We start from the raw sequence: 23839 nt of genomic DNA, 5'->3' as shown, positions 1-23839 counted from the left end.
ACTAACAAAAGGCAATAAAGCAACACCTAAAACATATAGCTGATCATTAGAGTCATCAGATAGTCTTATCTTGGCAATGGATGGACTTTCGATAAAACTCAAGGACAAATAAAATGATCAGCGAATTCACCAAAACCTTTGAACCGAGTGCGATGGTTACCGAACTCACCGTATCGATAACCATCGGCAACGATTACTGGGCCGGCACCGACGACAGCATTTACATAAGCATGGGCCATACAGCCAACATGCAACTAATGAAACAGACCCCGAGTGCCGGATCCAATACCACCATCGAAGTTGACATACTGAGATTGTTTGGAAAATCAGATGTACACATAAGTGAAATAGAGCATGTAGCATTTTATCAAATTCCGACAGATCATCCGTTGATCAATGATGATTGGGAGCTTGGAGGTGTGACGCTGACCGTCAATGGTATTTTCAGTAATTCATCTTTCAGAAAAATCCATAAATGGCTCGGGAATCACTCGACACACCTGCATCAGGTCTGGGCCGGACAGATCGAATGGTCTGCATGGTCAAACAATGATAAACGTCCTATCGATTTGAATGCTCAAACCTATCCGGTCAGATGGCTGCCCTACATCGCCGACCTCAAGTCCTGGCGCACTTACGATCCGTCGAAAATTGATGGTGTTGGCCAACTGATCGGAATGATAGACGGAAAACTGGTTGGTGAGCTATTGAAAACACGAGAAACCGAGATACTACACCCCAATACAGACAGTGATAGTTATACCTGGGTATATACACCGGAGGGATCAATCATCTATCGGCGCTGGAAGCATGCAGACACTCAGGATTACATACGACACAGCCAACTGGGCAGCGGCCGCCCGGTTATTTGCGCAGGCGAATTCAAAGTTGAATCCAAGACAAATACTGCCCCTATTAAAAATGTGATAGTTCACATAAACGATGCGTCCGGCCACTATAAGCCTGATGGAGGATCTTGCCTGAGATACGTTGCGGAGAAGTTACGCGCATTGGGTATCGATGTGAGTGAAACCCAATGGTATTGGACAGCGCGTTCTTGAGTACTAGGTATATCAGCCCAAATCGGCCCGCTTTACATCACCCCTGCAAACCGCGGGATCAGTGTAAAAGCGAGGTTGCTGAAGATCTTGCGTTCAAGCGTTTCGCGAGATTTGCCCCGCCTCCGGCACCAGCAGCCATGGGCAGCCAATCGACTCAGCCATTTCACGGGTTTCCTCCGGCGGACGCGGGATATCCTGGTCGCCGCACATTACCAGCGTGCTGGCACCGTCGAGCTCACCCAGTCGGACCATGAAATCCTCGCGGCTAAAGGTAATGCCCCCCTCACCAGCCCCTTGATACGCTGCGGCACCCACATGGCCTGGTCTCACAGGAAACTGCCGGCCAGCAGCACCGCCGGGCCGGTGCCTTGGGGAACATGACTCATGAACGCTGACTACCTCTTCACTTCCACAGGTGTTTTCTTTTCGTCCTCGATCAGGTTGTAGCGATAGACTCGACCCGCTTGTTTGTCGAACGCGAAATCATGACCTGGAATCAAGTGGACTTTTTTGGTCGGCTTGCAATCATCTTCGTTCTTCGCCGAACAATCCTTGAAGGAATCGATGACAACTACGCTATTGCCATTGTTTTTCACTTGATAACCATTATCCGTGTTATCGATTCTGGTATCAAAACGGGTATTGGCCGGGCGAACAAAAAACACCATGCCATAACCGGCCATTACGTTGAAACCGGCAGACATTTCTTTTCCATAAGTCTCACGCTCAGTGTCCGAGACGGCAAATTTGTCTTCTTTTTCGGGAACGACGGGTAAAAAACGAACCCGAAAATACCGCTCTTTACTTCGATCGCCGGTATACAGCAGGCGAGTACCCTGAGTCCCTTTGGCCGGTACGATAAGCCTCGCCGGGCTGGCGACCAGACCGTCTCGGGTACTGCCATCGACACTCTTCAAGGGCACTTCGCGGGATTTTCCATTTTTCTGATAAAAGATCTCCTTGATCTCGATCTTGACGAACGCCGTTGAAGTACCACCGTTATGAATACGTTTCAGATAGGTACTTTGATTGTCCTTCATAAAGTCATAGAAGGTACCAATTTGCAGGCTGGGGCCGGCATGCGCACACAGACTGAAAAAAAATGTGCACAACAACATATAAATGGATTTCATGAGATAAAGCCTCGTACTGGGACAACAGCCTGAGTAAGCCTCAGGCTTTGCTACTGCGATTAGATATCGGAATCAAAAGTTATATTAACGGTTCCTCGATAACTGCTATCGTCATGCATTGTTGCAACTGAATCTTGCGGCACTTCAAAATGCAGCAGGCTGGGTTGTCGTGTGGGCAATCCTATAGGCTTCAGATGCTCCAGGCCGGCACCGCCTATCGTCAGCGGACGCCGTACTACCGGCTGACCTGTATCGTCCACCCAAGGACTTGGCAGGCTGACACTGATATCGACAGGTACATCGTGGGTACCGTTGCTTATCAGACAGGTTCCAACTCCCAATTGACTGCAGCTGAGATCCATTTTAAACGGCGAAGAAGTCAAGATGAAAAACCGCAAGTCACCCAATATTTTCTCGGGTCGTCGTCCATGAGTGATCCACTCCATCCAGCCGCCCTTGGGTGCCAGGGCAACACTGTCGGCGGACATTTTGACGTTGACGTCCTGCTTTACCGTCAGGTTCAAATTGAATGTCACTGCACCGTCATTGGGGTTCAAGGCACCCATATTGAAATCACCGCTGGTGGAGTAGGTATACGACCCTTGATAGTCACCACTTATCAATTGTTCCGGTCGAACAGCCCGCAACTCATAATGCACATCGAGCCTTTGCAAGGACATGCCGGGAATGTTGTATCCCGGACTTCTTGAGCAAGTAGTGTCGCTATGCGGTGTCAACCAAAATGCCGTAAAGTCTGTTCCATTAGGATCAGCACCTTGGGAAGTAACATTCACATTCTGGCAGGGAGAAGTTGCCTCAGCCCATGAGGGAGTCCAGAGACTTGCATGATGATCAAACACAGGCCAGTGACCCGGACCGTCGGTGATTTCTTGTGCTGTCCTATCCAATCGATAACGGGTCCCCACTCCGGCAATGCGAATTTCGATCTCCGCCGTTTCGCCAGGAACAACCGCATGTTGGACAGTAAATCTGCGCCATCTCGCCGGGATACCAAAGGGGATCACCTGATCCTTGAGAATGGTCCCTGACGACCTAAACTCAATAGCAAAGCTATTACTTCGAATTCCCTTACTGCTGCAATTACCCGGATATTCCGTGCAGTACCCGGTGACAGGTGTGTTGTTGATAATCTCCGCGCTTCCCGGATTAATCGGATCCGGCCTGATCTCGGCCTGTACGTCCAATACAGCGGCATTGGCTAAACTTGCAAACCCGCAAAGTGCCGATCCCAGCACCAGACGGTTGATTAACTTGTTCATTTGACTGTCCTGTGTACGCCATGTTCTGACTGCTGTTGTATAAGTGCCCATCAACTGGCTTTCTCAGACTTATAAGCAGCTTCGGCCAAGGTGTCCGGATGACACCGCAGATCCCCTACCATCAGCACATCATTCTCTCGACGCTGGGAGGCTGGATCGAGCCTGAACTGGCATAACAACTGACTGTCGTGCCGCACTTCGAGTGTAGGAGAATTCTCGCTAAGTTCCATGGAAAAGAACCCATCAACTTCGCTGACACCACGACTGGCGTGGTTGATAACGTGATGGCCTTTCAACGGTTTTCCACCAGCATCCAACAGGCGCCCCATCACGGTCACGGTCTTCAGAATGCGCACCTGGCGATAATCCACTCCACCCTTGTTCAAGTGATAGGTAGTGCGCGCAGGCTGGATTGCCGCCGCGGGCACATCGGTGCCCTTGAAATCAAAATTCACCGTGCCGTTCTTGTACGCCGAAACGGGAATGAAATTGCGCCCCGGCCGCAATGTGGCGTGGGTACCGGCGAAGTCGTCGGCCCGCAGCTCGATATCATCGAGATCGCTCTCGACATCGACGATCATTCCCGCCTCTCCGGTCGAGGCCTGGCTACTGAATACGAGTTTCTTGCCACTGACCGCCAAAGTACTGTCCAGATTCAAACCGCCGCTGATCTGACCGTTGTAGGAGGAACGTTGCCCATGCATCGAACCGCTGACCTGGTCAGTCTTGAAATCAGCCGTGCCCGCCTGACCTGTCCCGAACACGTCTTTACTGACGGTTGCAGAAACACTTTGCAGGACGTGATCCTTGAGGTCGCGACGATAGGTGATGGACGCGTTGGGATCGCGTCCACCGTCACGCGATGTACGTTGACCGACGCTACCGCTCACCTGGTGACCGTCGGAACCCAGTGCCATGCGCAGGCTGATATCGATCCCGCGGTTTCGCTGGTCGGCAGTGCCAACCGTGCCCGGTCGATCGAACACCGCCACGCGCCAGTCGGCGCTGCTACCGAACAACTGTGCGTTGCGGGTCCAGCTCAGGTCGATGCCCACGCCTTCGGAATAACCCTGACTTTGCGAGACCTGCGCGCTGACCGAGCTCTTGCTGTTCAAGCGCTGATTCACCGACAACGATGTATTGCTGGTTTGTCCGTTGTAGGTGTTGCGTTGACGGATGTGTGTCCCGTCCGGCAGCACTTCGTAAGTATTACGGGTGTCCAGCCAGCTGCGCTGATGGCGCAACACCACATTGCCGCCGTTGTAGCGATGCACACCTTGCACCTCCATCCCCGTGCCTTCTCCCTTGGTCTGGGAAAGGCTGGTGTAAACGGAAGTTTTCTCGCCCACCGTCAAGTCGGCAGAGGTGCCCAACTGCATCTGCTCCTTGACCTGACGGGCGGAAAGCCCCAGGACAACTCGCGGATGCAGCAAGAAGTTAAAGGCTGCGCCTGCCGTCAATTCACCGTCATCGCGCTCCTGCCAATTGCTGAGCAGTTTGCTCTCGCGACCGGCGAACAGGTTGTAGCGCCAGCGATTTTCCGGGTTGCGCCAGTTAGTGGGTTTATAAATAAGCTCCGAAGTGGTGGTAATCACTTGACCGTCTTCGACCACGCGTACTTCCACTTCGTAGATTCCGCCAGGCAGCGGACGTGTATCGAGCGTCTGCAGACCGCTCGCCACCTGCTGACTGTTGATCAGCACACCGTTGCGATAGATTTCCACCATCGCTTGTCGGTTGGCGGTCACCGTTATGGGATAGAGACTAGGGTTGGCGTTATCGATCGCGAGGCTGTCGGAACTGCCGTACATGAGTCCCATTACCGTGTCGGGACCTCGCCCGATGGTGCGTACAGACCGAGTCAGACCTTGGGCACTGGGCGTGAAATACCCGGCACGGATGAAGGTGCCCTCCAGTTCCCGTTGGGTATGCAACTCATGGACAGCATGCTTGATGCCCGTGTCTATCCCAGACATGCGCGACAGTTGAGCATTGAACGTGTTCGTCCAGTTGCCCAGGCTCGCGGATGCCTCCAGGCCATAACGGCCGGCGACATTCTGCTGCTGACCGCCGCTGATGTTCAGTTGATTGCGCACAATCATACCGTGGCTGCCGCCTTCAGGCTGGTCATGGAACAGTCGGGTTTGCGGATCGCGCTCGGCGTTCGCCGTCACCAACGACACCATCGAGTCTTCCAGACTGTAGTGAATCGACTGCAATTGCCGAGGGCAGCCACTTTTACAGGCCCCCAACGCCGCGCCTTGCGTAAGGAAAGCGGCCCACTCATCACGCTCGCTCGTAGTAAGGTCACTGTTGCGTGTATCCGTAAAGTTGATCAGCGTCACTCGTTCATCGCGGGTCAACAGGATCATGGCTTCGCCCAGGAACTGTCGATCGACTTCGACTCGAACAGCCAATGGAACATCAAAAAAGAATTCATGAAACTCTGCAGGCAAACCTTCAGCCTGCTGGAGCAAACTTATGGACCTGTTCGCAGGCTTGCTTTCACTGGCAAGCGCACCTGCGCAAATAAATAGCGCAAGCGCTCCTGCGATAGGAGTCATCGAAAACATTGATCAACATCTCAAGTTAGCGCTTGCATATGCAAGAAAGAATGCGACCGGCTGCGCCGGCCACATAAAGGACATACTGTTATTTGGAACTTATCCAACAACCATCAAGGCGCGTCGAACATCACACGAACGTTTCCGGTGTAGTTACCTTCCTTGTAACCGTCATCAGGTTCGATTGGCGTAATGCTCAGGGGAACGATGCGTTCAGTGGTTGCACCGCCAGCGGGAATAACATCCACTTCGTTGTCCAGAGTCAACGCAACGCTATTGAACTTGACTTCCAACTGAATTTCGTCTGAGCCAGAGGTCATAACTGCTGGGTCCAGCAGAGTTGCCTTGATGGCAGGGGCGGTGCCAGTGGCAACGTTGCTTTTCGCCTTGAAGTCACGGCTGATACTTTCCAGCTTGGAAGTTGTAGCATTCCAGAGCAATTGCTGAGGCATGGCTACAGTATCGTGGTTGACTGGCTGCACATAGAAGTCGGAGCTCGGAATATCAGCGAAAACTTGAATGTTGTGAGTTTGTGGAACAGCCATGGCAGCCGAGGAAACAAAAGCCAAAGCGAGCACCGGGGCAGAAATTGCAATTTTCTTGAACATTGGATTCACCTTTAAACATCTGATTAATAGTGCGTGCTTCGGCCAAGTGACAAAAGTCAGGCACCGGGTTATTGATCAACATCAGTAAATATGATGTTGCGTTTCAACGGCGCGCATCTTCTCGTTTTCTGTAGTACCGGTATGCCAGAACTATCCGAACATTCTGTAGGATAAATCCCTGCGACTTAAACACCTTCGCGCGCGAATAATGAAAGGGGCCCGACTGCCGCTGGCCCGTTGCGCAAGTGTTGTCGGTGAGTGTTTTGAAGCTCTTCAGGGATGTCGGGAAGCGTTCAGCGAGGAGGCAGGGCTGTAGATCCCGAGGGTGTACCGGGGCTGAAAGAGGTCTTTGATGTGAAAATCAACCGGACGTGCTTACCGGCGCACAAAAAAAATCCCGATGCACAGACATCGGGACTTTTTTATACACACATGGTCAGCGACACAGGGAGACGACTATTCCCTCTGAAGAGAAATACCCAGTTCCGGATAATGAATGGTCGCCCTGTTCGACTGATTACCGGCTTTATCGGAGGCCGTCACTCCAAACTCATATCGCTGCCCCGGTTGCAACCCGGTAATAGAAAATTCTGTTTGCTTTGTCTCCCCCAATATATTACCGAGCCCCTGATCAACTTTATAAGTAATATCACCGGAACTGTCCTGCGACGCATCCCAACTCAATATCAGGCCAAGATGGCTGGTACGCAGATTCGAAGGGACTGTGGGTGCGTTAGAGTCCTCGAAGCTGACGGTTATACAGATAGGTTCAGATTCATAAAACTCATCATCAACTGTCTGTACACAGTAAACATGATCCCTCCCCTCCAAAGGACTTGAATCTCTAAACTCTTCAGCTACAGGTCTATCGAGCGTAACCCCGTCTCGTGTTACGAGATAACGAGGTTCGCCACCATCTGTCCCCCCCGCACCCCATACTAATAATACTGAGTCGTACTTTTTATCAACTGCCCGGAGATATGGTGGTGCACTCGGCTTACCTCTAACTTTCGTACGTGCGTTGATCAAGGCCGGTTTAGTCCTCTTCCCATCAGCACTTACTCCACTAATAAAATAACTATATCCGGTATTTGACTTAAGCGATCCGTGAGTAGCAGTTGTATTTAGCCCTTTATAAATCGTTTCTGAATTTCCGCTTGCAGCAGTAAGAAGATATTCCACTACACCTGCGCGATGCTCCCACGACAATTTTATAGTATTTCTTGTCACCTCTTCAACTTTAGGGATAAGAGCTGACTCATCGAAATTTAGCTTATTGAAAACTGGCTGATTCATTTACCATCTCCAAAAGAAAAATTTTATAACTACAGTGCTTTTTTCATAAAAACACTCCGCACCTGCATTAACCCATAAAAAAAGCCACCCACACACTAGCAGAACTGCTAGTACACTATAAAAATCACTTTCAACTTGCGAAAAGCTTCCACTTTTCAAAAACTTAACACCTACCTTACCATTCACCTCAACAAACCCAATCGCTGCAACACGCATACACTCCCGAACAACAAAACAAAAAACACTATCAACTCAGTTAGCCCCCCCCTGAACCTACACTCGCAACCAGCCTGCGAAAAAAGCCCACCGACCTGTTATTTCTTACAGGTTCCAGCGACGCTGAATCGCGCTATAAAAGAGTCCTGGAGTTACTCACCGCCCTCCAAGGCGCCCCTACCCCGGGAGACCAGCCATGCACACTGCGAGCCCAACCCAGTTCCAACCCAAAACGCTACCCGCCAAGCCCCGCAGCTATGCGAAAACACCTCATATCCCCCAGAACCTCTCTGCCAAAGAGCAGGAAATCCTGAAGTGGTGTGCCATTGGCAAATCGTCCTGGGAGATCGGACGGATCCTCAATTGCTCCGAGGCGGGAGTGAATTATCACTTCGGCAATATTCGTCGAAAATTCGGCGTCAGCTCGCGCTGGCTGGCGCTGTTCAAAGCACTGGAAATGGGAATGATCCATTTGCAGGGAGAGACAGAACTTCATCCAACGGTTGCACAGATAGCCCGATTAGCGTCGAAAGGTTTGTAGCGCACCAAATTTGCTGCAACCCATCGCGCAGTCTGGCGCTGGTCGACAGCAAGCGCGGTTCGGCATCGCTGATGATCGACAACAGGCGTTCCTGGTGATGACGCCGCGTCGACTCCGGCGGGTAGGCCGGCACTGCGATCACCCCGGCGTACAGACAACCGAAGAACGCCGCGACGTAATCCGGGCCGATGGGGAACAGCAACACGACGCGGTCGCCAACATCCGCTTGAGCCTGCAATGCGCCGGCAATCGTTCGCGCCCTCTGATCCGGTTCGCGATAGCTGAGCACCACCACTTGTTCCGGGGTCTCGGCGAGAAAACGCAGGGCCACCCGATCTGGTTTCAGGGCCACGCGGCGCTGAAGGGCCTGGACCATCGTGCTGGGGAGTTCGAACGCGTCGGTCATGAGGTTTCCTGCCTGGTTTCGGCTGCAGGAGCGAGCTTGCTCGCGAAAAAAAGGAGAGCGCCGCGGAGTGTCAGGCGCCCATCGCCATCGTTGACGACCATCGCGAGCTCGCTCCTACAGGGTTATGAGGATTGCGCTGTTTCATTCACCAATGAGAACGGATGACGTCGTGAAATAATTAGGTGTCGGCTGGAACACCAAGCGCACTGAAGTGAGTCAACGTGTCGCAGTTTTCACTTCGCACCGTTGTAACTAATTAGTTATTTTTCTCATTTGATAATAATTACCATTAGGCGTAGTTTGTCGCTCGATGTGCAGGACGGCCCCCCCGGTTTATTCGCCGTCCCGCTAACCTATTGGCAACAGGGTGATGTCCATGATGGAACCAGTATCCACAAGCAGGTGCGATACACCGCTACTTCAGGCATTCGTCGACAATCGATTGATTCTGGTGAAGATCGCTGCCCGAATTACCGGTTGCCGCTCACGTGCCGAAGATGTTGTACAGGACGCATTCTTCCGGCTGCAATCGGCCCCGCCCATCACCAGTTCGATCAAGGCTCAGCTGAGCTACCTGTTCCAGATCGTGCGCAACCTGGCGATCGACCACTACCGTAAGCAGGCGCTGGAGCAGAAGTATTCCGGCCCTGAAGAGGAAGGGCTGAAGGTGGTGATCCAGGGTGCGTCACCGGAAACTTCACACATCAATTTCTCGACGCTGGAGCACATTGCCGATGCGTTGACCGAGCTGCCGAGCCGCACCCGCTACGCTTTCGAAATGTATCGCCTGCACGGCGTACCGCAAAAGACATCGCCAGGGAACTCGGTGTCTCGCCGACCCTGGTGAACTTCATGATTCGTGATGCGCCGGTGCACTGCCGCAAGGTGTCGGGCAAGCGTGGCGATGCGGCTTCCCGCCAATAAGATCCAATATTTCAGCGCCGCCATCGCGAGCAAGCTCGCTCCCACAGGATCCTGCGAACACAGGGCAAATGTGGGAGCGAGCCTGCTCGCGATGGGGCACTGAATATCGCCAAAGATCTAAAGCCTCAGGCCAGTCTGCTGCGATCAAAAAACCGCTCCCGCCCCAACACCATCAAGGCCGCAAGCTTGTGCGGGAAGTCGAACTCTTTCTCGCAGTGAAGGCACTGGTTCCGCATGTACCCGATCATCTTCGCGTTATCGGCACGAGGCTCGGCCACCACGCGCTGCGTGCGCGGATCATCGAGAAACAGGTAATGCACCAGCGCCGATAACCAGCTCGCCACCTTGTGCGGACCGCGGTGATTTTCTTCGCCCACCAGCATGTGGATACCGCAGTCGTAATCCCCGGCCTCGTAGAACGGTGCGACGCGATCTTCCCTGCCCTTCAGGGCGACCGAAATGCTCCTCCAGTTGCACGTGCAATTCGGGGCCACGCATCAGCCGCAGGGTTAACAACGGTTGCCCCTCCAGGCTGAGACTCAGGCGGCTTTGCGTTTCATCAGCGGCAAGACGACTGCCTGTCGGCAGATACAGGGCAGTCAGGTCATACAGATTGGGCATGGATCAGGCTCACGATAATCGTCGACAGTTCAACGAGGTGACGTGAGCCACGGCGGGAAATTTAGGAAAAGACCATCACTTGGCGACCTGTGGAGCCGGTTCGTTGTGCGGGATCGGCACAAGCGCAATCTTGTACGGATCGAAAATCCTCAGCATCTGGCCGTTGTCCCGCAAGCCTTGCAACAACTTGCCGAAGGCCTCGCCGCTGATGGGGGCCGCCGGGCGCAGGATGGCGTAATGGTGATAGACCTGATCGATGCGATCAGACGCCAACAACTCCTTGGCGACATTCGGATTGCGCAAAAAATAGTCGTTCAGGTAAGAGCGCGTGACCAGGGCGATATCGGCGCGACCGCGTAACACCATCAGCAGATTGCTGTCATGGGAATAGGTCAGCGTGGCGTTGTAGTTTTTCGCAAGGTACTCGGGCTCGGCATTGAAGTTGGCGAATTCGTAGTGATAGCCGCTGAACAGTGCCAGACGCTTGCCATTCAGGTCGGCAAAATAGCTTTGCTGTCGATCGGGCAGGCGTTGCGCGACAAAAATCTCGGCGTCCTCCAGCCCCATGTCGACGGCCGTGTGGGGGATGTCTTCCCAACCCCAGGCGGGATTTTCGAAGATGGCCATGTCGACCCGGCTCTGCTTGAAGTCACCGAAGCGCCGGGGAATGGAAGTGGGCACCAGGACAAACTGGTAGTCAGTTTGCAAGGCGTTCAGGGCCTCGACCAGTTGCGGCAGCAACCCGGTATCGGCCCCGGATTCCGGGCGCACGGTGTAGGGCGGAAAGTGCGCGGCTCCAATGCGCACCAGTTGCGCAGCCTGGGACGGCATCATCGTTGATGCCGCAAGCATCGCCAGCAAAAGCTGCGAGGCAGTCCGAATTGGCGAACCCATCAATACAACCCCACTCCCCAATAAAACGACATCAATGCATTCAAGCTAGGCGGTTTCATCCAATTAGCCAGTTTAATGCTGGCCAATTCAACTTTATTGCTGCTCTTCCAGCACCAATATCAACGCCTCATCGGCCAACTGATCGAGGCTCATGCTGCCGCCGGCGCGAAACCAGGTCGTGGTCCAGGACAATGCGCCGGTCAGGAACCGTCGGGTGATGAACACATCACCGCGGATAAACCCGGCGGTCTTGGCTTCGCCCAGTACTTGCAGCCAGATGTCTTCGTAGATGTCCCGCAGCGCCAGAACCTTGGCCTGGCCGTCTTCGGACAGCGAGCGCCATTCGTAGACCAGCACGGCCATGGCCTCGCCGCTGCCACCCATGATCGACTGCAATTCACAGCGGATCAACGCCAGCACCCGCTCGCGCACATTCCCGGCCTCGGCGATGGCCGCACGCATCAACGCGGTGTTGTAGCGTATGGTTTCTTCCATCACGGCGCGCAGGATTTCGTCCTTGCTTTTGAAGTGATGGAAAATACTCCCCGACTGAATGCCCACGGCACCGGCCAGATCGCGCACGGTCGTGCGTTCATAGCCTTTATTGCGGAACAGGTGGGCCGCCACTTGCAGCAGCTTGCCACGGGCGCTATCCGGGTCGGTCAATTGGCCGTCGTCCACCAATTCGCGCATGACCCTCAGGGCTTTTTGCTCGTCCACCCGTTCTCTCCTACAGTCGATCAATCAGTAACGCCGATCCCCCCGAAAACAGCGGGGTTGCGCGGGCAATTTATGCTCATGGATGCAACCAAGCAAGCGCTTGGGCAGAAGATAATCAAGTCATTTACAAACCAAGCGCTTGCTTGGTAGTGTCGACACACTTCGGTTGGAGGTGGCTATGGAATGGACTGCGCCTAAAACAATTCGCATCGGTTGCGCCAGCGCCTTCTGGGGCGATACCTCGACCGCCGCCGCGCAACTCGTGGAACACGGACATCTGGACTATCTGGTCTTTGACTACCTGGCCGAGATCACCCTGTCGATCATGGCCGGTGCGCGGATGAAAGATCCCCAGGCCGGCTATGCAAGCGACTTCATCGAAGTCCTCGCGCCCTTGCTGCCGCAACTCGCGGAGCAAAACATCCGGGTCATCAGCAATGCCGGCGGGGTCAATCCCCAAGCCTGCGCCGCAGTCCTGCAAGCGGCCTGCGACAAGGCCGGAGTGGCGCTGAAGATCGCCGTGCTGCTGGGTGACGATCTGCAACCGCAATTCAAACAGCTGGGCAACCTGGGCATTCATGAAATGTTCAGCGGCGCGCCCTTGCCATCAATGTGCGTCTCGACCAATGCCTACCTCGGTGCACCCGGCATCGTCGAAGCCTTGCGTCTGGGGGCAGACATCGTGATCACCGGGCGGGTGGTCGACAGTGCCGTGGTCAGCGCCGCGCTGGTGCATGAGTTCGGCTGGTCGTGGCACGACTACGACAAGCTCGCCCAGGCGGCATTGGCCGGGCACATCATCGAATGCGGCGCCCAGTGCACGGGCGGCAACTTCACTGATTGGCGCGATGTCCCCGACTACGAACACATCGGTTTTCCCATCGTCGAAGTCAGCGCCGACAGCCAATTCATCGTCAGCAAACCCGAAGGGACCGGCGGGCTGGTCACGCCGCTGACGGTGGGCGAGCAGATGTTGTACGAAATTGGTGACCCGCGCGCGTATCTGTTGCCCGACGTGGTATGCGATTTCACTCAGGTCAAACTGCTGCAACAAGGCAAGAACGCGGTGCAGGTGCACGGTGCCAAAGGTTTGCCACCGACGGCTCAATACAAGGTCAGCGCCACCTACCCCGATGGTTTTCGCTGCACCGCCAGTTGTCTGATTGCCGGCATCGATGCCGTCGACAAGGCGCGGCGCGTCAGCGCGGCGATCATCAACAAGACCTCGGAAATGTTCAGCCAGCGCGGCTGGGCGCCGTACAGCGACGTGAGTATCGAGTTGCTGGGCAGCGAGGCCACCTATGGCCCCCACAGCCAGCGGCAGGACAGCCGCGAAGTGGTGATCAAACTCGCCGTGCGCCATCCGGACAAGCAGGCCTTGATCGTGTTCTCCCGGGAAATCGCCCAGGCCGCCACCGGCATGGCGCCGGGGTTGACCGGGATTGTCGGTGGGCGGCCAACGGTGTATCCGCTGATCCGGCTGTTCTCGTTCCTCATCGACAAAACCGCCTGCACGCTGGAGATTGATTTCATGGGCCAGCGCCACCGGTGTGCCCTGCCCGCCCTCGATGTGCTCGACCCGCTGGACCTGCCAGCCCCGCTCGCGCCACCGAAACCGACTGGCCCGGCCGACGCCAGCGTGGCCCTGGTCACACTGGCGGTCGCCCGCTCTGGCGACAAGGGCAACCACAGCAACATCGGCGTCATGGCCCGCGCGCCCGAATTCCTGCCATGGATCGCCGAGGCCTTGACCCCGGAAGTGATCGTCGACTGGATGGGCCATGTCCTCGATCCAATCCACGGGCGAGTCGAACGCTGGTACTTGCCCGCCAGTCACAGCCTGAATTTCCTGCTGGAAAACGCCCTCGGCGGCGGCGGTGTCGCCAGCCTGCGAATCGATCCGCAAGGCAAGGCCTTCGCCCAGCAACTGCTGGAAATCCAGATTCCGGTGCCCCAGCGCATCGCCGACCAGTTCAACTAGAGGATTGCTGCCATGGCCTACGATTCGATTTTCAAAGCCGATTTGTTTGCCGGCCAAAACATCATTGTCACCGGTGGTGGCAGTGGCATCGGCCGCTGCACCGCCCACGAACTGGCGGCCCTCGGCGCCCATGTGCTGCTGGTCGGGCGCAAGGCCGACAAGCTGAAAACCGTTGCGGCGGAGATCGCCGAAGACGGTGGCAAGGCCGATTGGGCGGTTTGCGACATCCGCGAGGAAGAACCGGTGCAGCACCTGGTCAGCGAATTGATCCGCAAACATGGCCCCATTCATGGTCTGGTCAACAACGCTGGCGGGCAGTACCCGTCACCCTTGGCCTCGATCAATCAGAAGGGTTTCGAAACCGTGATGCGCACCAATCTGGTGGGCGGTTTCCTGATGGCCCGGGAAGTGTTCAACCAGTCCATGAGCAAGCACGGCGGCGCAATCGTCAACATGCTCGCTGACATGTGGGGCGGCATGCCCGGTATGGGCCACTCCGGCGCGGCACGTTCGGGCATGGACAACCTGACCAAGACCGCCGCATACGAATGGGGTTATGCCGGGGTGCGGGTCAACGCCGTGGCGCCGGGCTGGATTGCCTCCAGCGGTATGGACACCTACGAAGGCGCATTCAAGGCTGCGATTCCGACTTTGCGCGAACACGTGCCGCTCAAGCGCATCGGCACCGAATCGGAAGTCAGCGCGGCGATTGTTTTCCTGCTCAGCCCGGCAGCGGCGTTCGTCAGCGGCAGCACCTTGCGCATCGACGGCGCCGCCAGCCTCGGCGGGCGCGCCTGGCCGATTCACAAGGCGACCAACAGCGAGTCGTACAACGGTTTTCACCGCGCCTACTTGCCAGACGTGCTGAAGAACAAGGAATAAGCCATGCCGGTGATTCAGTCGCAACTCGACCCCCACAGCGAGCCGTTCGCCCAGAACCGTGCGGCGATGCTGAACGCCATCGAGCAAGTCCGCGCGCTCGAACAGAACTTGCTGAACAAGGCGGCCGAAGCCAAACCCAGGTTCGAAAAACGCGGCCAACTGCTGCCCCGCGAGCGCCTCAATCTGCTGCTGGACCCCGGCGCGCCGTTTCTCGAACTGGCCAGCCTGGCCGGCTATAAGCTGTACGACGACAAGGACGGCAGCTCTGCCGGTGGCGGTTTGATCGCCGGCATTGGTTACGTGTCTGGTGTGCGTGTGCTGGTAGTCGCCAACAACAGCGCAATCAAGGGCGGGACCATTTCCCCCGCCGGTTTGAAAAAATCCCTGCGCCTGCAACAGATCGCCATGGAAAACAAACTGCCGGTGATCACCCTCGCCGAAAGCGGCGGTGCCAACCTCAATTACGCGGCGGAGATTTTCGTCGAAGGCGCGCGCAGCTTTGCCAATCAGGCGCGGATGTCGGCCATGGGGTTGCCGCAGGTCACTGTGGTGCACGGCTCGGCCACGGCGGGCGGTGCCTATCAGCCGGGATTGTCGGATTACGTGGTGGTGGTGCGCGGCAAGGCCAAGCTGTTTCTCGCCGGCCCGCCACTCCTCAAGGCCGCCACCGGCGAGGTCGCGACCGATGAAGAACTGGGCGGCGCCGAGATGCACGCACAAACCGCCGGCACCGCCGAATACCTGGCTGAAAACGACGCCGACGGTGTGCGTCAGGTACGCGAGATTGTCAGCCTGTTGCCGTGGAACGAGCAGTTGCCCTGCCTGCCCGAACGGCATTGGAAAGAGCCGCTCTACCCCATCGACGAACTGCTGGGCCTGATCCCGGATGACCCGAAAAAACCTTACGACGTACGCGAAATCATCGCCCGTCTCGCCGACGCTTCGAACTTTCTTGAATTCAAGGGCGAGTTCGATCAGCAGACCGTCTGCGGCCACCTGAAAATCCAGGGCCGCGCCTGCGGCTTCATCGGCAACAACGGCCCCATCACGCCAAAAGGCGCGAGCAAGGCCGCGCAGTTCATTCAGCTTTGCGACCAGAGCCGCACGCCGCTGCTGTTTTTCCACAACACCACCGGGTTCATGGTCGGCACCGAATCGGAGCAACAAGGTGTGATCAAACACGGCGCGAAGATGATTCAAGCGGTGGCCAACGCCCGGGTGCCGAAGCTGACCATCGTCGTCGGTGGCTCCTATGGCGCGGGCAACTATGCCATGTGCGGGCGCGGCCTCGATCCGCGTTTCATCTTCGCCTGGCCCAACAGCCGTACCGCCGTGATGGGCGGCGCGCAAGCGGGCAAAGTGCTGCGCATCGTCACCGAGGCCAAACAGGCCAAGGACGGCCTGGTGCCCGATCCGAAAATGCTCGACATGCTGGAACAGGTCACCGCGCAGAAACTCGACAGCCAGTCCACCGCGCTCTACGGCAGTGCCAATTTGTGGGACGACGGTTTGATCGACCCGCGGGATACAAGGACGCTGCTCGGTTACTTGCTGGATATCTGTCACGAGGCCGAGGTGCGGCCATTGCAAGCCAACAGTTTTGGCGTAGCGCGGCTCTAGGCCGGCTCAAGGAGAACAATAAAAATGATCTTCACCCAAGAACACGAAGCACTGCGCCGCACCGTGCGCCAATTCGTCGAGCACGAGATCAACCCGCACGTCGAAGAGTGGGAAAAGGCCGGGCGCTTCCCTATCCACGACATCTTCCGCAAGGCCGGCGACCTTGGCCTGCTGGGGATTTCCAAACCGGAAAAATTCGGTGGCATGGGACTCGACTACAGCTACTCGATCGTTGCCGCCGAGGAGTTCGGCACCATTCATTGCGGCGGCATCCCGATGTCCATCGGCGTGCAGACCGACATGTGCACGCCAGCGCTGGCACGTTTCGGTTCCGATGAATTGCGCGACGAATTCCTGCGCCCGGCCATCAGCGGCGAGCAGGTCGGTTGCATCGGCGTTTCCGAAGTCGGTGCCGGCTCCGACGTCGCCGGATTGAAAACCACCGCGCGCAAGGACGGCGACGATTACGTGATCAACGGCAGCAAGATGTGGATCACCAACTCGCCGAGCGCCGACTTCATCTGCCTGCTGGCCAACACGTCGGACGACAAACCGCACATCAACAAATCGCTGATCATAGTGCCGATGAACACACCGGGCATCAGCTTGAGTTCGCACCTGGACAAGCTCGGCATGCGCAGCTCGGAAACCGCCCAGGTGTTTTTCGACAATGTGCGCGTACCGCAGCGCAACCGCATCGGTCATGAAGGCGCGGGGTTCATGATGCAGATGCTGCAATTCCAGGAGGAACGCCTGTTCGGCGCGGCCAACATGATCAAGGGCCTGGAGTACTGCGTCGACAGCACAATCGAGTACTGCAAGGAGCGCAAAACCTTCGGTAACGCGCTGATCGACAACCAGGTGATCCACTTCCGCCTGGCTGAACTGCAAACCGAAATCGAATGCCTGCGGGCGCTGGTCTATCAGGCCACCGAGCAATACGTCAAAGGCCAGGACGTCACGCGCCTGGCGTCGATGGCCAAGCTCAAGGCCGGCCGGCTGGGCCGCGAAGTCAGCGACAGTTGCCTGCAATATTGGGGCGGCATGGGCTTCATGTGGGACAACCCGGTGGCCCGGGCTTACCGCGACGTACGGCTGGTATCGATCGGCGGCGGCGCCGACGAAATCATGCTGGGGATCATCTGCAAACTGATGGGCATTCTGCCGGGGAAAAAGAAATGAGCAGCCTGCCGGTTTGCCAAACCTTGTTGCTGGAACTGCACAACGGCGTGTTGCACATCACCCTCAACCGCCCGGAATGCCGCAATGCGATGAGCTTGCAGATGGTCACCGAGTTGCGCTCGGTGCTGACAGCCGTGCGCGATGACCGAGGGGTTCGCGCTCTGGTGATCGGCGGTGCCGGCGGCCACTTCTGTGCCGGCGGCGACCTCAAGGACATGACCAACGCCCGCGCTCAAGGTGCCAGTGCGCACCGCGACTTGAACCGGCTGTTCGGTGCGCTGCTGCAAGAGGTGCAACACGCCCCGCAAGTGGTGATCACGGTGCTGCAAGGCGCGGTACTCGGCGGTGGTTTCGGCCTGGCTTGTGTCAGCGATATAGCCCTGGCCGATCACCAGGCGCAATTCGGCCTGCCGGAAACCAGCCTCGGCCTGCTGCCGGCGCAGATCGCGCCATTCGTGGTCCAGCGCATCGGTCTGACCGAGGCCCGGCGCCTGACCCTGACCGCAGCCCGTTTTGATGGTCACCAGGCACGGCGCATGGGGCTGGTGCATTTTGTCGAACATGATCCGCAAGCCTTGGCCGAACGTCTCGATGAGGTCCTGGCCCATGTGTTGTGTTGTGCACCAGAGGCGAATGCGATGACCAAGAAACTGTTGCTGGCGAGTGCCGGACAGCCGTCGGACGCCATGCTGGATCAGGCTGCCGAATGGTTCAGCGAAGCGGTGACCGGGGCAGAAGGTGTCGAGGGAACGATGGCCTTCGTGCAAAAACGCAAACCGGGGTGGGCCATTTAAAAGCTTCGTCGGAACGCCGCCCGGAGCAAGCCCGCTCCCACATTTGAAATGCATTCCCCTGTGGGAGCGAGCCTGCTCGCGATGAGGCCATCACATTCACCGCAAAACCCAAGGGAATAGCCCATGCCCGGACTGAAAAAAATCCTCATCGCCAACCGCGGTGAAATCGCCTGCCGCATCCAGCGCACGGCCCAGGCGCTGGGCTATCGCACGGTCGCCGTATTCAGCGACGCCGACGCCGACGCCCTGCACGTACAGATGGCCGACGAGGCGGTCAACATCGGCCCGGCCCCGGTGCAACAGTCTTACCTGAACATCCCGGCCATCCTCGACGCGGCCCGGCGCACGGGTGCGGATGCGATCCATCCGGGCTACGGTTTCCTCTCGGAAAACGCCGGGTTTGCCCTCGCTTGCCGGGACGCCGGCATCGCCTTCATCGGCCCCAGCCCTGAGGCCATCGAACTGATGGGCAGCAAGCGCCTGTCGAAAATCGCCATGATCGAAGCAGGCGTGCCCTGCATCAACGGTTATCAAGGTGCCGAACAGGACGACGCCACCCTGAGCCGCGAAGCCGAGCTCATCGGCTATCCGTTGATGATCAAGGCCAGCGCTGGCGGCGGTGGACGCGGCATGCGCCTGGTGCACGACGCCGGAGATTTGCTGGAGCAGATTCGCACCGCGCGCTCCGAAGCCCTGAACGGTTTTGGCAGCGGCGAACTGATCCTTGAACAGGCACTGGTCGAACCACGTCACGTCGAGGTTCAGTTGTTCGGTGACCGGCATGGCAACCTGATTTACCTCGGTGAGCGCGATTGTTCAGTGCAGCGCCGGCATCAGAAAGTCATCGAAGAAGCGCCCTGCCCGGTAATGACCCCTGCGTTGCGGCAGGCCATGGGCGAAGCGGCGCTCAAGGCCGGCCGAGCGGTGCAGTACGTTGGCGCGGGCACCGTAGAGTTTTTGCTGGATGCGCGCGGGCAGTTTTACTTCCTGGAGATGAACACCCGGCTGCAAGTGGAACACCCGGTGACCGAACTGGTCACCGGGCTGGACCTGGTGGCCTGGCAACTCAACATTGCCGAGGGGCAACCATTGCCGCTGCGCCAGGAGCAGGTGCAACTCAAGGGTCATGCCATGGAAATGCGCCTGTATGCCGAAGATCCTGCCCGGGGTTTCCTGCCGCAAACCGGGCGCGTCGTGGCCTGGGAACCGGCATTACAGGACGGCGTGCGGATCGACCACGGCCTGATCGAAGGCCAGATCATCAGTCCCTTCTACGACCCGATGCTCGGCAAGCTCATCGCCCACGGTGCCACCCGCGAAGAAGCCCGGCGCAAATTGCTGCGGGCGGTGCAAGACAGCGTGCTGCTGGGCCTGCAAAGCAATCAACGCCTGCTGGCCAGCTTGCTGGAACACCCGCAGTTCGCCTGCGGTGATTTCAGTACCGGACTCATCCCGCAGCATTTTTCCGAGCATGCCTGCCTGCATCCTCACGTCCCAAACGCGCAACACTTGGCCATCGCAGCCGCCCTGTTCTATCAGGTGTCGGCGCAGGCTCATCCGGCACCGCTGTCTGGTTGGCGCAACAACGCCAGTGTGCCGCTGCACTATCGCATTGGCCTTGACGACCAGGACTGGCCGGTAGCGTTGCAGGCGATCCCGGGCGAGCCGTTGCGCATTCAGGTCGCCGAGCGCAGCCTCGAACTGAAGATCCTCCACAGCGACGGACGCTGGGCCACCCTCGAAATCGAAGGTGTTCGCCAACGCCACGCTTACCGCCTGGAGACCGGGCATCTCTGGCTGTTTACCCGTCCGGGCAGTCTGCAGTTCGTGGATCGCACTCAGGCGCAGGCCTGCAGCCAGGCCAATGTCAGCTCCGGCACCCTCAAGGCACCGATGGACGGGGCGATTATCGACGTCCTGGTCAATGAAGGCAGCCCGGTGACCAAAGGCCAATTGCTGGTGGTACTGGAGGCGATGAAAATGGAGCACCCGTTGAAATCGGGCATCGACGGTGTTCTCAAGCGCTTGCAAGTAAAGGTCGGGGATCAGGTGAAAAACCGACAGATTCTGTTGGAGATCGAATAAGCCGCTAGGCGGAACCGCCGGGTTTGGCTACGCTCAAAGCCTATCAGGACGCGGATACCAGGAACCCTGCAATGCCTCACTGGCTGGTCATTGATCTGGAGGCGACCACCGATGAGGGTGGTTGGCCCGTAACGGATATGGAAATCATTGAAATCGGCGCCACCCTGGTGGACCGCAAAGGACGCGAACTGGACTACTTCCAGCGCTTCGTCCGCCCCTTGCGGCGGCCGTTGCTGACGCCGTTTTGCCGCGAACTCACGCACATCACCCAAGCCAACATCGATGCCGCGCAACCGCTGGGCGAAGTCTGGCCGGCGTTTGAACGCTGGCTCGGCCAACACCACACGCGACTTGAAGGCTGGGCCAGCTGGGGCGATTACGATCGCAAACAACTGCTTCAGGAATGGCAGCGGCTGGGGCTCGCCAGTGCGCTGGCCAACGTTCCGCACATGAACCTCAAGCAGCGCTTTGCCAAGGCCCGACGCCTGGAACGCCCGCTGGGGCTCAACGGCGCTCTGCAACTGGCTGGCCTGCAGTTCACCGGCCAGCAACACCGGGCGCTGGAAGATGCACGCAATACCGCACGCCTGCTGCCGCTGGTTCTCCCGCTTTAGACAGGTGACGATTCCCAGGGCCTTGTGCATACTGGCCGGCCCTTTTTAGCCCTTTTCGAGGAATCGCCCATGTTTAAAGTCAACGAGTACTTCGACGGCACCGTCAAGTCGATCGCCTTTGGCACCACAGAAGGTCCAGCGACCATCGGCGTCATGGCTCCGGGCGAGTACGAATTCGGCACCAGCCAGCGTGAAATCATGCACGTGGTCAGCGGCGCATTGACCGTCAAACTGCCAGACAGCAGCGACTGGGAAACCTTCGCCGCCGGCAGCCAGTTCAACGTGCCGGCCAACAGCAAGTTCCAGCTGAAAGTGGCGGTCGACACCGCTTACCTGTGCGAATACCGCGGCTAAACCTGCGGGGCTTCAGCAAAATAAAGCCAGCGCCATAAAAAATGCCCGTGTTTTTCGACACGGGCATTTTTTATTCTGCGGAAGATTACTCGAGGATCTCCACCGGCATGCCGACTTCGAGTCGACCGTTGCCATCGTTGACCAGGTTCTGCCCGAACATTGCGCCGTCCGCCTGCGAACGGTACTTCTGCAAGGTTACCAAGGGTTCGCGGTCCTCGCTGCGCTCCCCGGTTTGCGGATCGATGGTGGTCAGGATGCAGCGTGAACAGGACTTGACCACGCGGAATTCGACCTCGCCGATACGGATGCGCTTCCAGCCGTCCTCGGCGAACGCTTCACCGCCTTCGATCACCAGGTTTGGCCGGAAACGCAGCATCTCCAACGGACGCCCGACCCGTTGCGACAAGTCCTCGAGGGAGGCCTGGCCAATCAGCAACAGCGGATAGCCATCGGCGAACGCCACCTGATCGTCATCCTTGCCGTAACCAGCCTCGGTCATCCGCGCCCGATCCAGCGGCACTTGCACCAGACGGGTCGGTTTACCAATAAACTCGCTGACCCAGGCCCCTGCTTCATCGCCTGCATCGGGGACTCGCAAGGTATCGCGCCAGATCGTCACGCCACGCAGTTGTGCATCGCTACCGGGCAAGGCTATGTCGATCGACGAATGGCCCGGCGCGCTGAGGGTCAAGCCACCCTCGGCATTCCACAACGCCGACAACTGGCTCATCTGCGCCACTGCACGCTGGGTCAGGAAACGACCGCTGGCTTCATCCACCAACATCCAGCGGCGATCGCCGTCCAGCCCGAGTTTATCGAGACCGATCTGTTGCAGCGTCTCGCCCTTGGCGGATTTCAACGGATAACGATACAGCGCGCTCAGACGCAACATGGCCAGCTCCCTGGTAGGCAAAAACGCCACCCTATACGAGCTTGAAGGCCGAATCAAAGAGCAAAAACTGTAGGAGCGAGCTTGCTCGCGAAAAACCCAAGGACGCCACCGGGCATCTGGTTTTACGCGTTATCGTTCAAGACCATCGCGAGCGAGCTCGCTCCTACAGGGGCTCAGACAGGTACCGCGTCAAGCATCAGGCGCTGGCGCACCACATCGACGAGTTTGTCCGGCTGGAATTTGGAGAGGAAGTTGTCGCAACCGACCTTTTTCACCATCGAGTCGTTGAAGCTGCCGGACAGCGAGGTGTGCAGCACCACGTACAAACCGCGCAGACGCGGATCGTTGCGGATTTCGGTGGTCAGGCGATAGCCATCCATTTCCGGCATTTCCGCATCGGTGAAAACCATCAGCAGTTTTTCAGTCATGTCCACGCCGGTGTCGGCCCAGGCCTTGAGCATGTTCAAGGCCTTCAATCCGTCGCTGGCGATGTGCATCTTCACGCCCAACTGCCCCAGGGTATCGCGCAACTGCGCCAGGGCCACGTTCGAGTCGTCCACCAGCAGCACTTCACGGCCCCGGGCGCGTTCCAGCACCGGATCTTCGAGCTTGTCGCGGGAGACCTTGGCGCTGTACGGGACGATTTCGGCCAGGACCTTTTCGACGTCGATGATTTCCACCAGTTGATCATCGACCTTGCTGATGGCCGTCAGGTAGTGCTGGCGGCCGGCACTGCTCGGGGGTGGCAGGATGGCTTCCCAGTTCATGTTGACGATCCGGTCCACGCCACCGACCAGGAAGGCCTGCACCGAACGGTTGTATTCGGTGACGATGATCGTGCTGCCAGGCCCTGGCACCAACGGGCGCATGCCAATGGCCTGGGACAGGTCGATCACCGGCAGGGTCTGGCCACGCAGGTTGACCACGCCGCACACAAAAGGATGGCGCTGCGGCATCAGCGTCAACTTTGGCAGCTGCAGGACTTCCTGTACTTTAAAGACGTTGATCGCGAACAGTTGCCGTCCGGCGAGCCGGAACATGAGAATTTCCAGGCGATTCTCACCCACCAGTTGCGTGCGTTGGTCTACCGTGTCGAGAATGCCGGCCATCAATGACTCCTGGTCTTGTTCGGATGATTTCACTTAAAGAAGGTTATCGGCTGTTTTTGCCG

The 23839-nt window shown here is 57.5% G+C and carries 19 protein-coding genes and 4 pseudogenes; 11 read left to right on the top strand and 12 right to left on the bottom strand.

Features of this window, described 5'->3' with window-relative positions; translation table 11 throughout:
* Positions 1-113 precede the first annotated feature (113 nt).
* Positions 114-1061 carry a hypothetical protein gene (locus tag ACEN8Z_RS10875; protein WP_495597610.1) on the top strand — a complete coding sequence of 316 codons (948 nt, stop codon included), beginning with the start codon at positions 114-116 and terminating at the stop codon, positions 1059-1061.
* Between the two features lie 93 nt (positions 1062-1154).
* Here the strand turns inward: ACEN8Z_RS10875 and ACEN8Z_RS10870 are convergent.
* The 6 genes and pseudogenes from ACEN8Z_RS10870 to ACEN8Z_RS10845 all read right to left on the bottom strand — a co-directional run.
* Positions 1155-1343, bottom strand: a pseudogene (locus ACEN8Z_RS10870) (alpha/beta fold hydrolase); the annotation flags it as partial.
* A 113-nt stretch (positions 1344-1456) separates the two neighbouring features.
* Positions 1457-2194 (bottom strand): molecular chaperone, encoded by a 738-nt coding sequence (locus ACEN8Z_RS10865; protein ID WP_495597609.1) that lies wholly within the window; start codon positions 2192-2194, stop codon positions 1457-1459.
* Positions 2195-2253: 59 nt separating this feature from the next.
* Positions 2254-3474 carry a hypothetical protein gene (locus ACEN8Z_RS10860; protein WP_495597608.1) on the bottom strand — a complete coding sequence of 407 codons (1221 nt, stop codon included), beginning with the start codon at positions 3472-3474 and terminating at the stop codon, positions 2254-2256.
* A 50-nt stretch (positions 3475-3524) separates the two neighbouring features.
* The gene (locus tag ACEN8Z_RS10855; protein WP_495597607.1) at positions 3525-6047 is read right to left on the bottom strand and encodes a TcfC E-set like domain-containing protein; all 2523 of its coding nucleotides are present in this window, start codon (positions 6045-6047) and stop codon (positions 3525-3527) included.
* 104 nt (positions 6048-6151) lie between these two features.
* Entirely contained in the window at positions 6152-6646 is a 495-nt protein-coding gene (locus ACEN8Z_RS10850) for a CS1 type fimbrial major subunit (RefSeq protein WP_495597606.1), read from the bottom strand.
* Positions 6647-7102: 456 nt separating this feature from the next.
* Entirely contained in the window at positions 7103-7942 is an 840-nt protein-coding gene (locus ACEN8Z_RS10845) for a fibronectin type III domain-containing protein (protein ID WP_495597605.1), read from the bottom strand.
* Between the two features lie 412 nt (positions 7943-8354).
* On the opposite strand from ACEN8Z_RS10845, the gene ACEN8Z_RS10840 reads away from it, so the two are divergent.
* Positions 8355-8699 (top strand): LuxR family transcriptional regulator, encoded by a 345-nt coding sequence (locus ACEN8Z_RS10840; protein ID WP_495597604.1) that lies wholly within the window; start codon positions 8355-8357, stop codon positions 8697-8699.
* Here ACEN8Z_RS10840 and ACEN8Z_RS10835 read toward each other — a convergent pair.
* Positions 8641-9105 (bottom strand): annotated as a pseudogene (locus tag ACEN8Z_RS10835) (AMP-binding protein); the annotation flags it as partial. The gene ACEN8Z_RS10840 and the pseudogene ACEN8Z_RS10835 sit on opposite strands and share 59 nt — an antisense overlap.
* A gap of 376 nt (positions 9106-9481) precedes the next feature.
* Between ACEN8Z_RS10835 and ACEN8Z_RS10830 the strand changes: the two are divergent.
* Positions 9482-10029: pseudogene (locus ACEN8Z_RS10830) on the top strand (RNA polymerase factor sigma-70).
* Positions 10030-10154: 125 nt separating this feature from the next.
* On the opposite strand, the pseudogene ACEN8Z_RS10825 reads toward ACEN8Z_RS10830, so the two are convergent.
* The 3 genes and pseudogenes from ACEN8Z_RS10825 to ACEN8Z_RS10815 form a co-directional block, all read right to left on the bottom strand.
* Positions 10155-10469 (bottom strand): annotated as a pseudogene (locus ACEN8Z_RS10825) (GNAT family N-acetyltransferase); the annotation flags it as partial.
* A gap of 256 nt (positions 10470-10725) precedes the next feature.
* Positions 10726-11544, bottom strand: a complete 819-nt coding sequence (locus ACEN8Z_RS10820) for a substrate-binding periplasmic protein (protein WP_495597603.1) — start codon at positions 11542-11544, stop codon at positions 10726-10728.
* Positions 11545-11637: 93 nt separating this feature from the next.
* Positions 11638-12264 (bottom strand): TetR/AcrR family transcriptional regulator, encoded by a 627-nt coding sequence (locus ACEN8Z_RS10815; RefSeq protein WP_495597602.1) that lies wholly within the window; start codon positions 12262-12264, stop codon positions 11638-11640.
* A 178-nt stretch (positions 12265-12442) separates the two neighbouring features.
* Here ACEN8Z_RS10815 and ACEN8Z_RS10810 point away from each other — a divergent pair, with 178 nt between their 5' ends.
* From ACEN8Z_RS10810 to ppnP, 8 genes are all read left to right on the top strand, one after another.
* Entirely contained in the window at positions 12443-14245 is a 1803-nt protein-coding gene (locus ACEN8Z_RS10810) for an acyclic terpene utilization AtuA family protein (RefSeq protein WP_495597601.1), read from the top strand.
* A 12-nt stretch (positions 14246-14257) separates the two neighbouring features.
* Positions 14258-15127, top strand: coding sequence for an SDR family oxidoreductase (locus ACEN8Z_RS10805; protein ID WP_108229918.1), 870 nt, complete (start codon positions 14258-14260; stop codon positions 15125-15127).
* A 3-nt stretch (positions 15128-15130) separates the two neighbouring features.
* A complete protein-coding gene (gene atuC, locus ACEN8Z_RS10800) occupies positions 15131-16747 on the top strand; it encodes a geranyl-CoA carboxylase subunit beta (RefSeq protein ID WP_495597600.1) in 1617 nt (538 codons plus the stop codon).
* A 24-nt stretch (positions 16748-16771) separates the two neighbouring features.
* Positions 16772-17929 (top strand): citronellyl-CoA dehydrogenase, encoded by a 1158-nt coding sequence (atuD, locus tag ACEN8Z_RS10795; RefSeq protein WP_495597599.1) that lies wholly within the window; start codon positions 16772-16774, stop codon positions 17927-17929.
* A complete protein-coding gene (locus tag ACEN8Z_RS10790; protein WP_495597598.1) occupies positions 17926-18723 on the top strand; it encodes an enoyl-CoA hydratase/isomerase family protein in 798 nt (265 codons plus the stop codon). The genes atuD and ACEN8Z_RS10790 overlap by 4 nt, the downstream gene beginning before the upstream one ends.
* A 123-nt stretch (positions 18724-18846) precedes the next feature.
* Positions 18847-20808, top strand: coding sequence for an acetyl/propionyl/methylcrotonyl-CoA carboxylase subunit alpha (locus tag ACEN8Z_RS10785; RefSeq protein WP_495597597.1), 1962 nt, complete (start codon positions 18847-18849; stop codon positions 20806-20808).
* 71 nt (positions 20809-20879) lie between these two features.
* Positions 20880-21422 carry an exonuclease domain-containing protein gene (locus ACEN8Z_RS10780; RefSeq protein WP_108229913.1) on the top strand — a complete coding sequence of 181 codons (543 nt, stop codon included), beginning with the start codon at positions 20880-20882 and terminating at the stop codon, positions 21420-21422.
* A gap of 69 nt (positions 21423-21491) precedes the next feature.
* Positions 21492-21776 (top strand): pyrimidine/purine nucleoside phosphorylase, encoded by a 285-nt coding sequence (gene ppnP, locus ACEN8Z_RS10775; RefSeq protein ID WP_085725017.1) that lies wholly within the window; start codon positions 21492-21494, stop codon positions 21774-21776.
* 85 nt (positions 21777-21861) lie between these two features.
* Here ppnP and ACEN8Z_RS10770 read toward each other — a convergent pair whose 3' ends face one another.
* Together ACEN8Z_RS10770 and ACEN8Z_RS10765 are read right to left on the bottom strand one after the other, a co-directional pair.
* Positions 21862-22668, bottom strand: coding sequence for an MOSC domain-containing protein (locus tag ACEN8Z_RS10770; protein ID WP_495597596.1), 807 nt, complete (start codon positions 22666-22668; stop codon positions 21862-21864).
* A 173-nt stretch (positions 22669-22841) separates the two neighbouring features.
* Positions 22842-23777, bottom strand: a complete 936-nt coding sequence (locus tag ACEN8Z_RS10765) for a chemotaxis protein CheV (RefSeq protein ID WP_495597595.1) — start codon at positions 23775-23777, stop codon at positions 22842-22844.
* Between the last annotated feature and the right edge of the window lie 62 nt (positions 23778-23839).

Source organism: Pseudomonas sp. Pseusp10 (genome assembly GCF_059492225.1).
The sequence above is the reverse complement of the archived record's forward strand: the minus strand, read 5'-3'. Positions and strand labels throughout refer to the sequence as shown.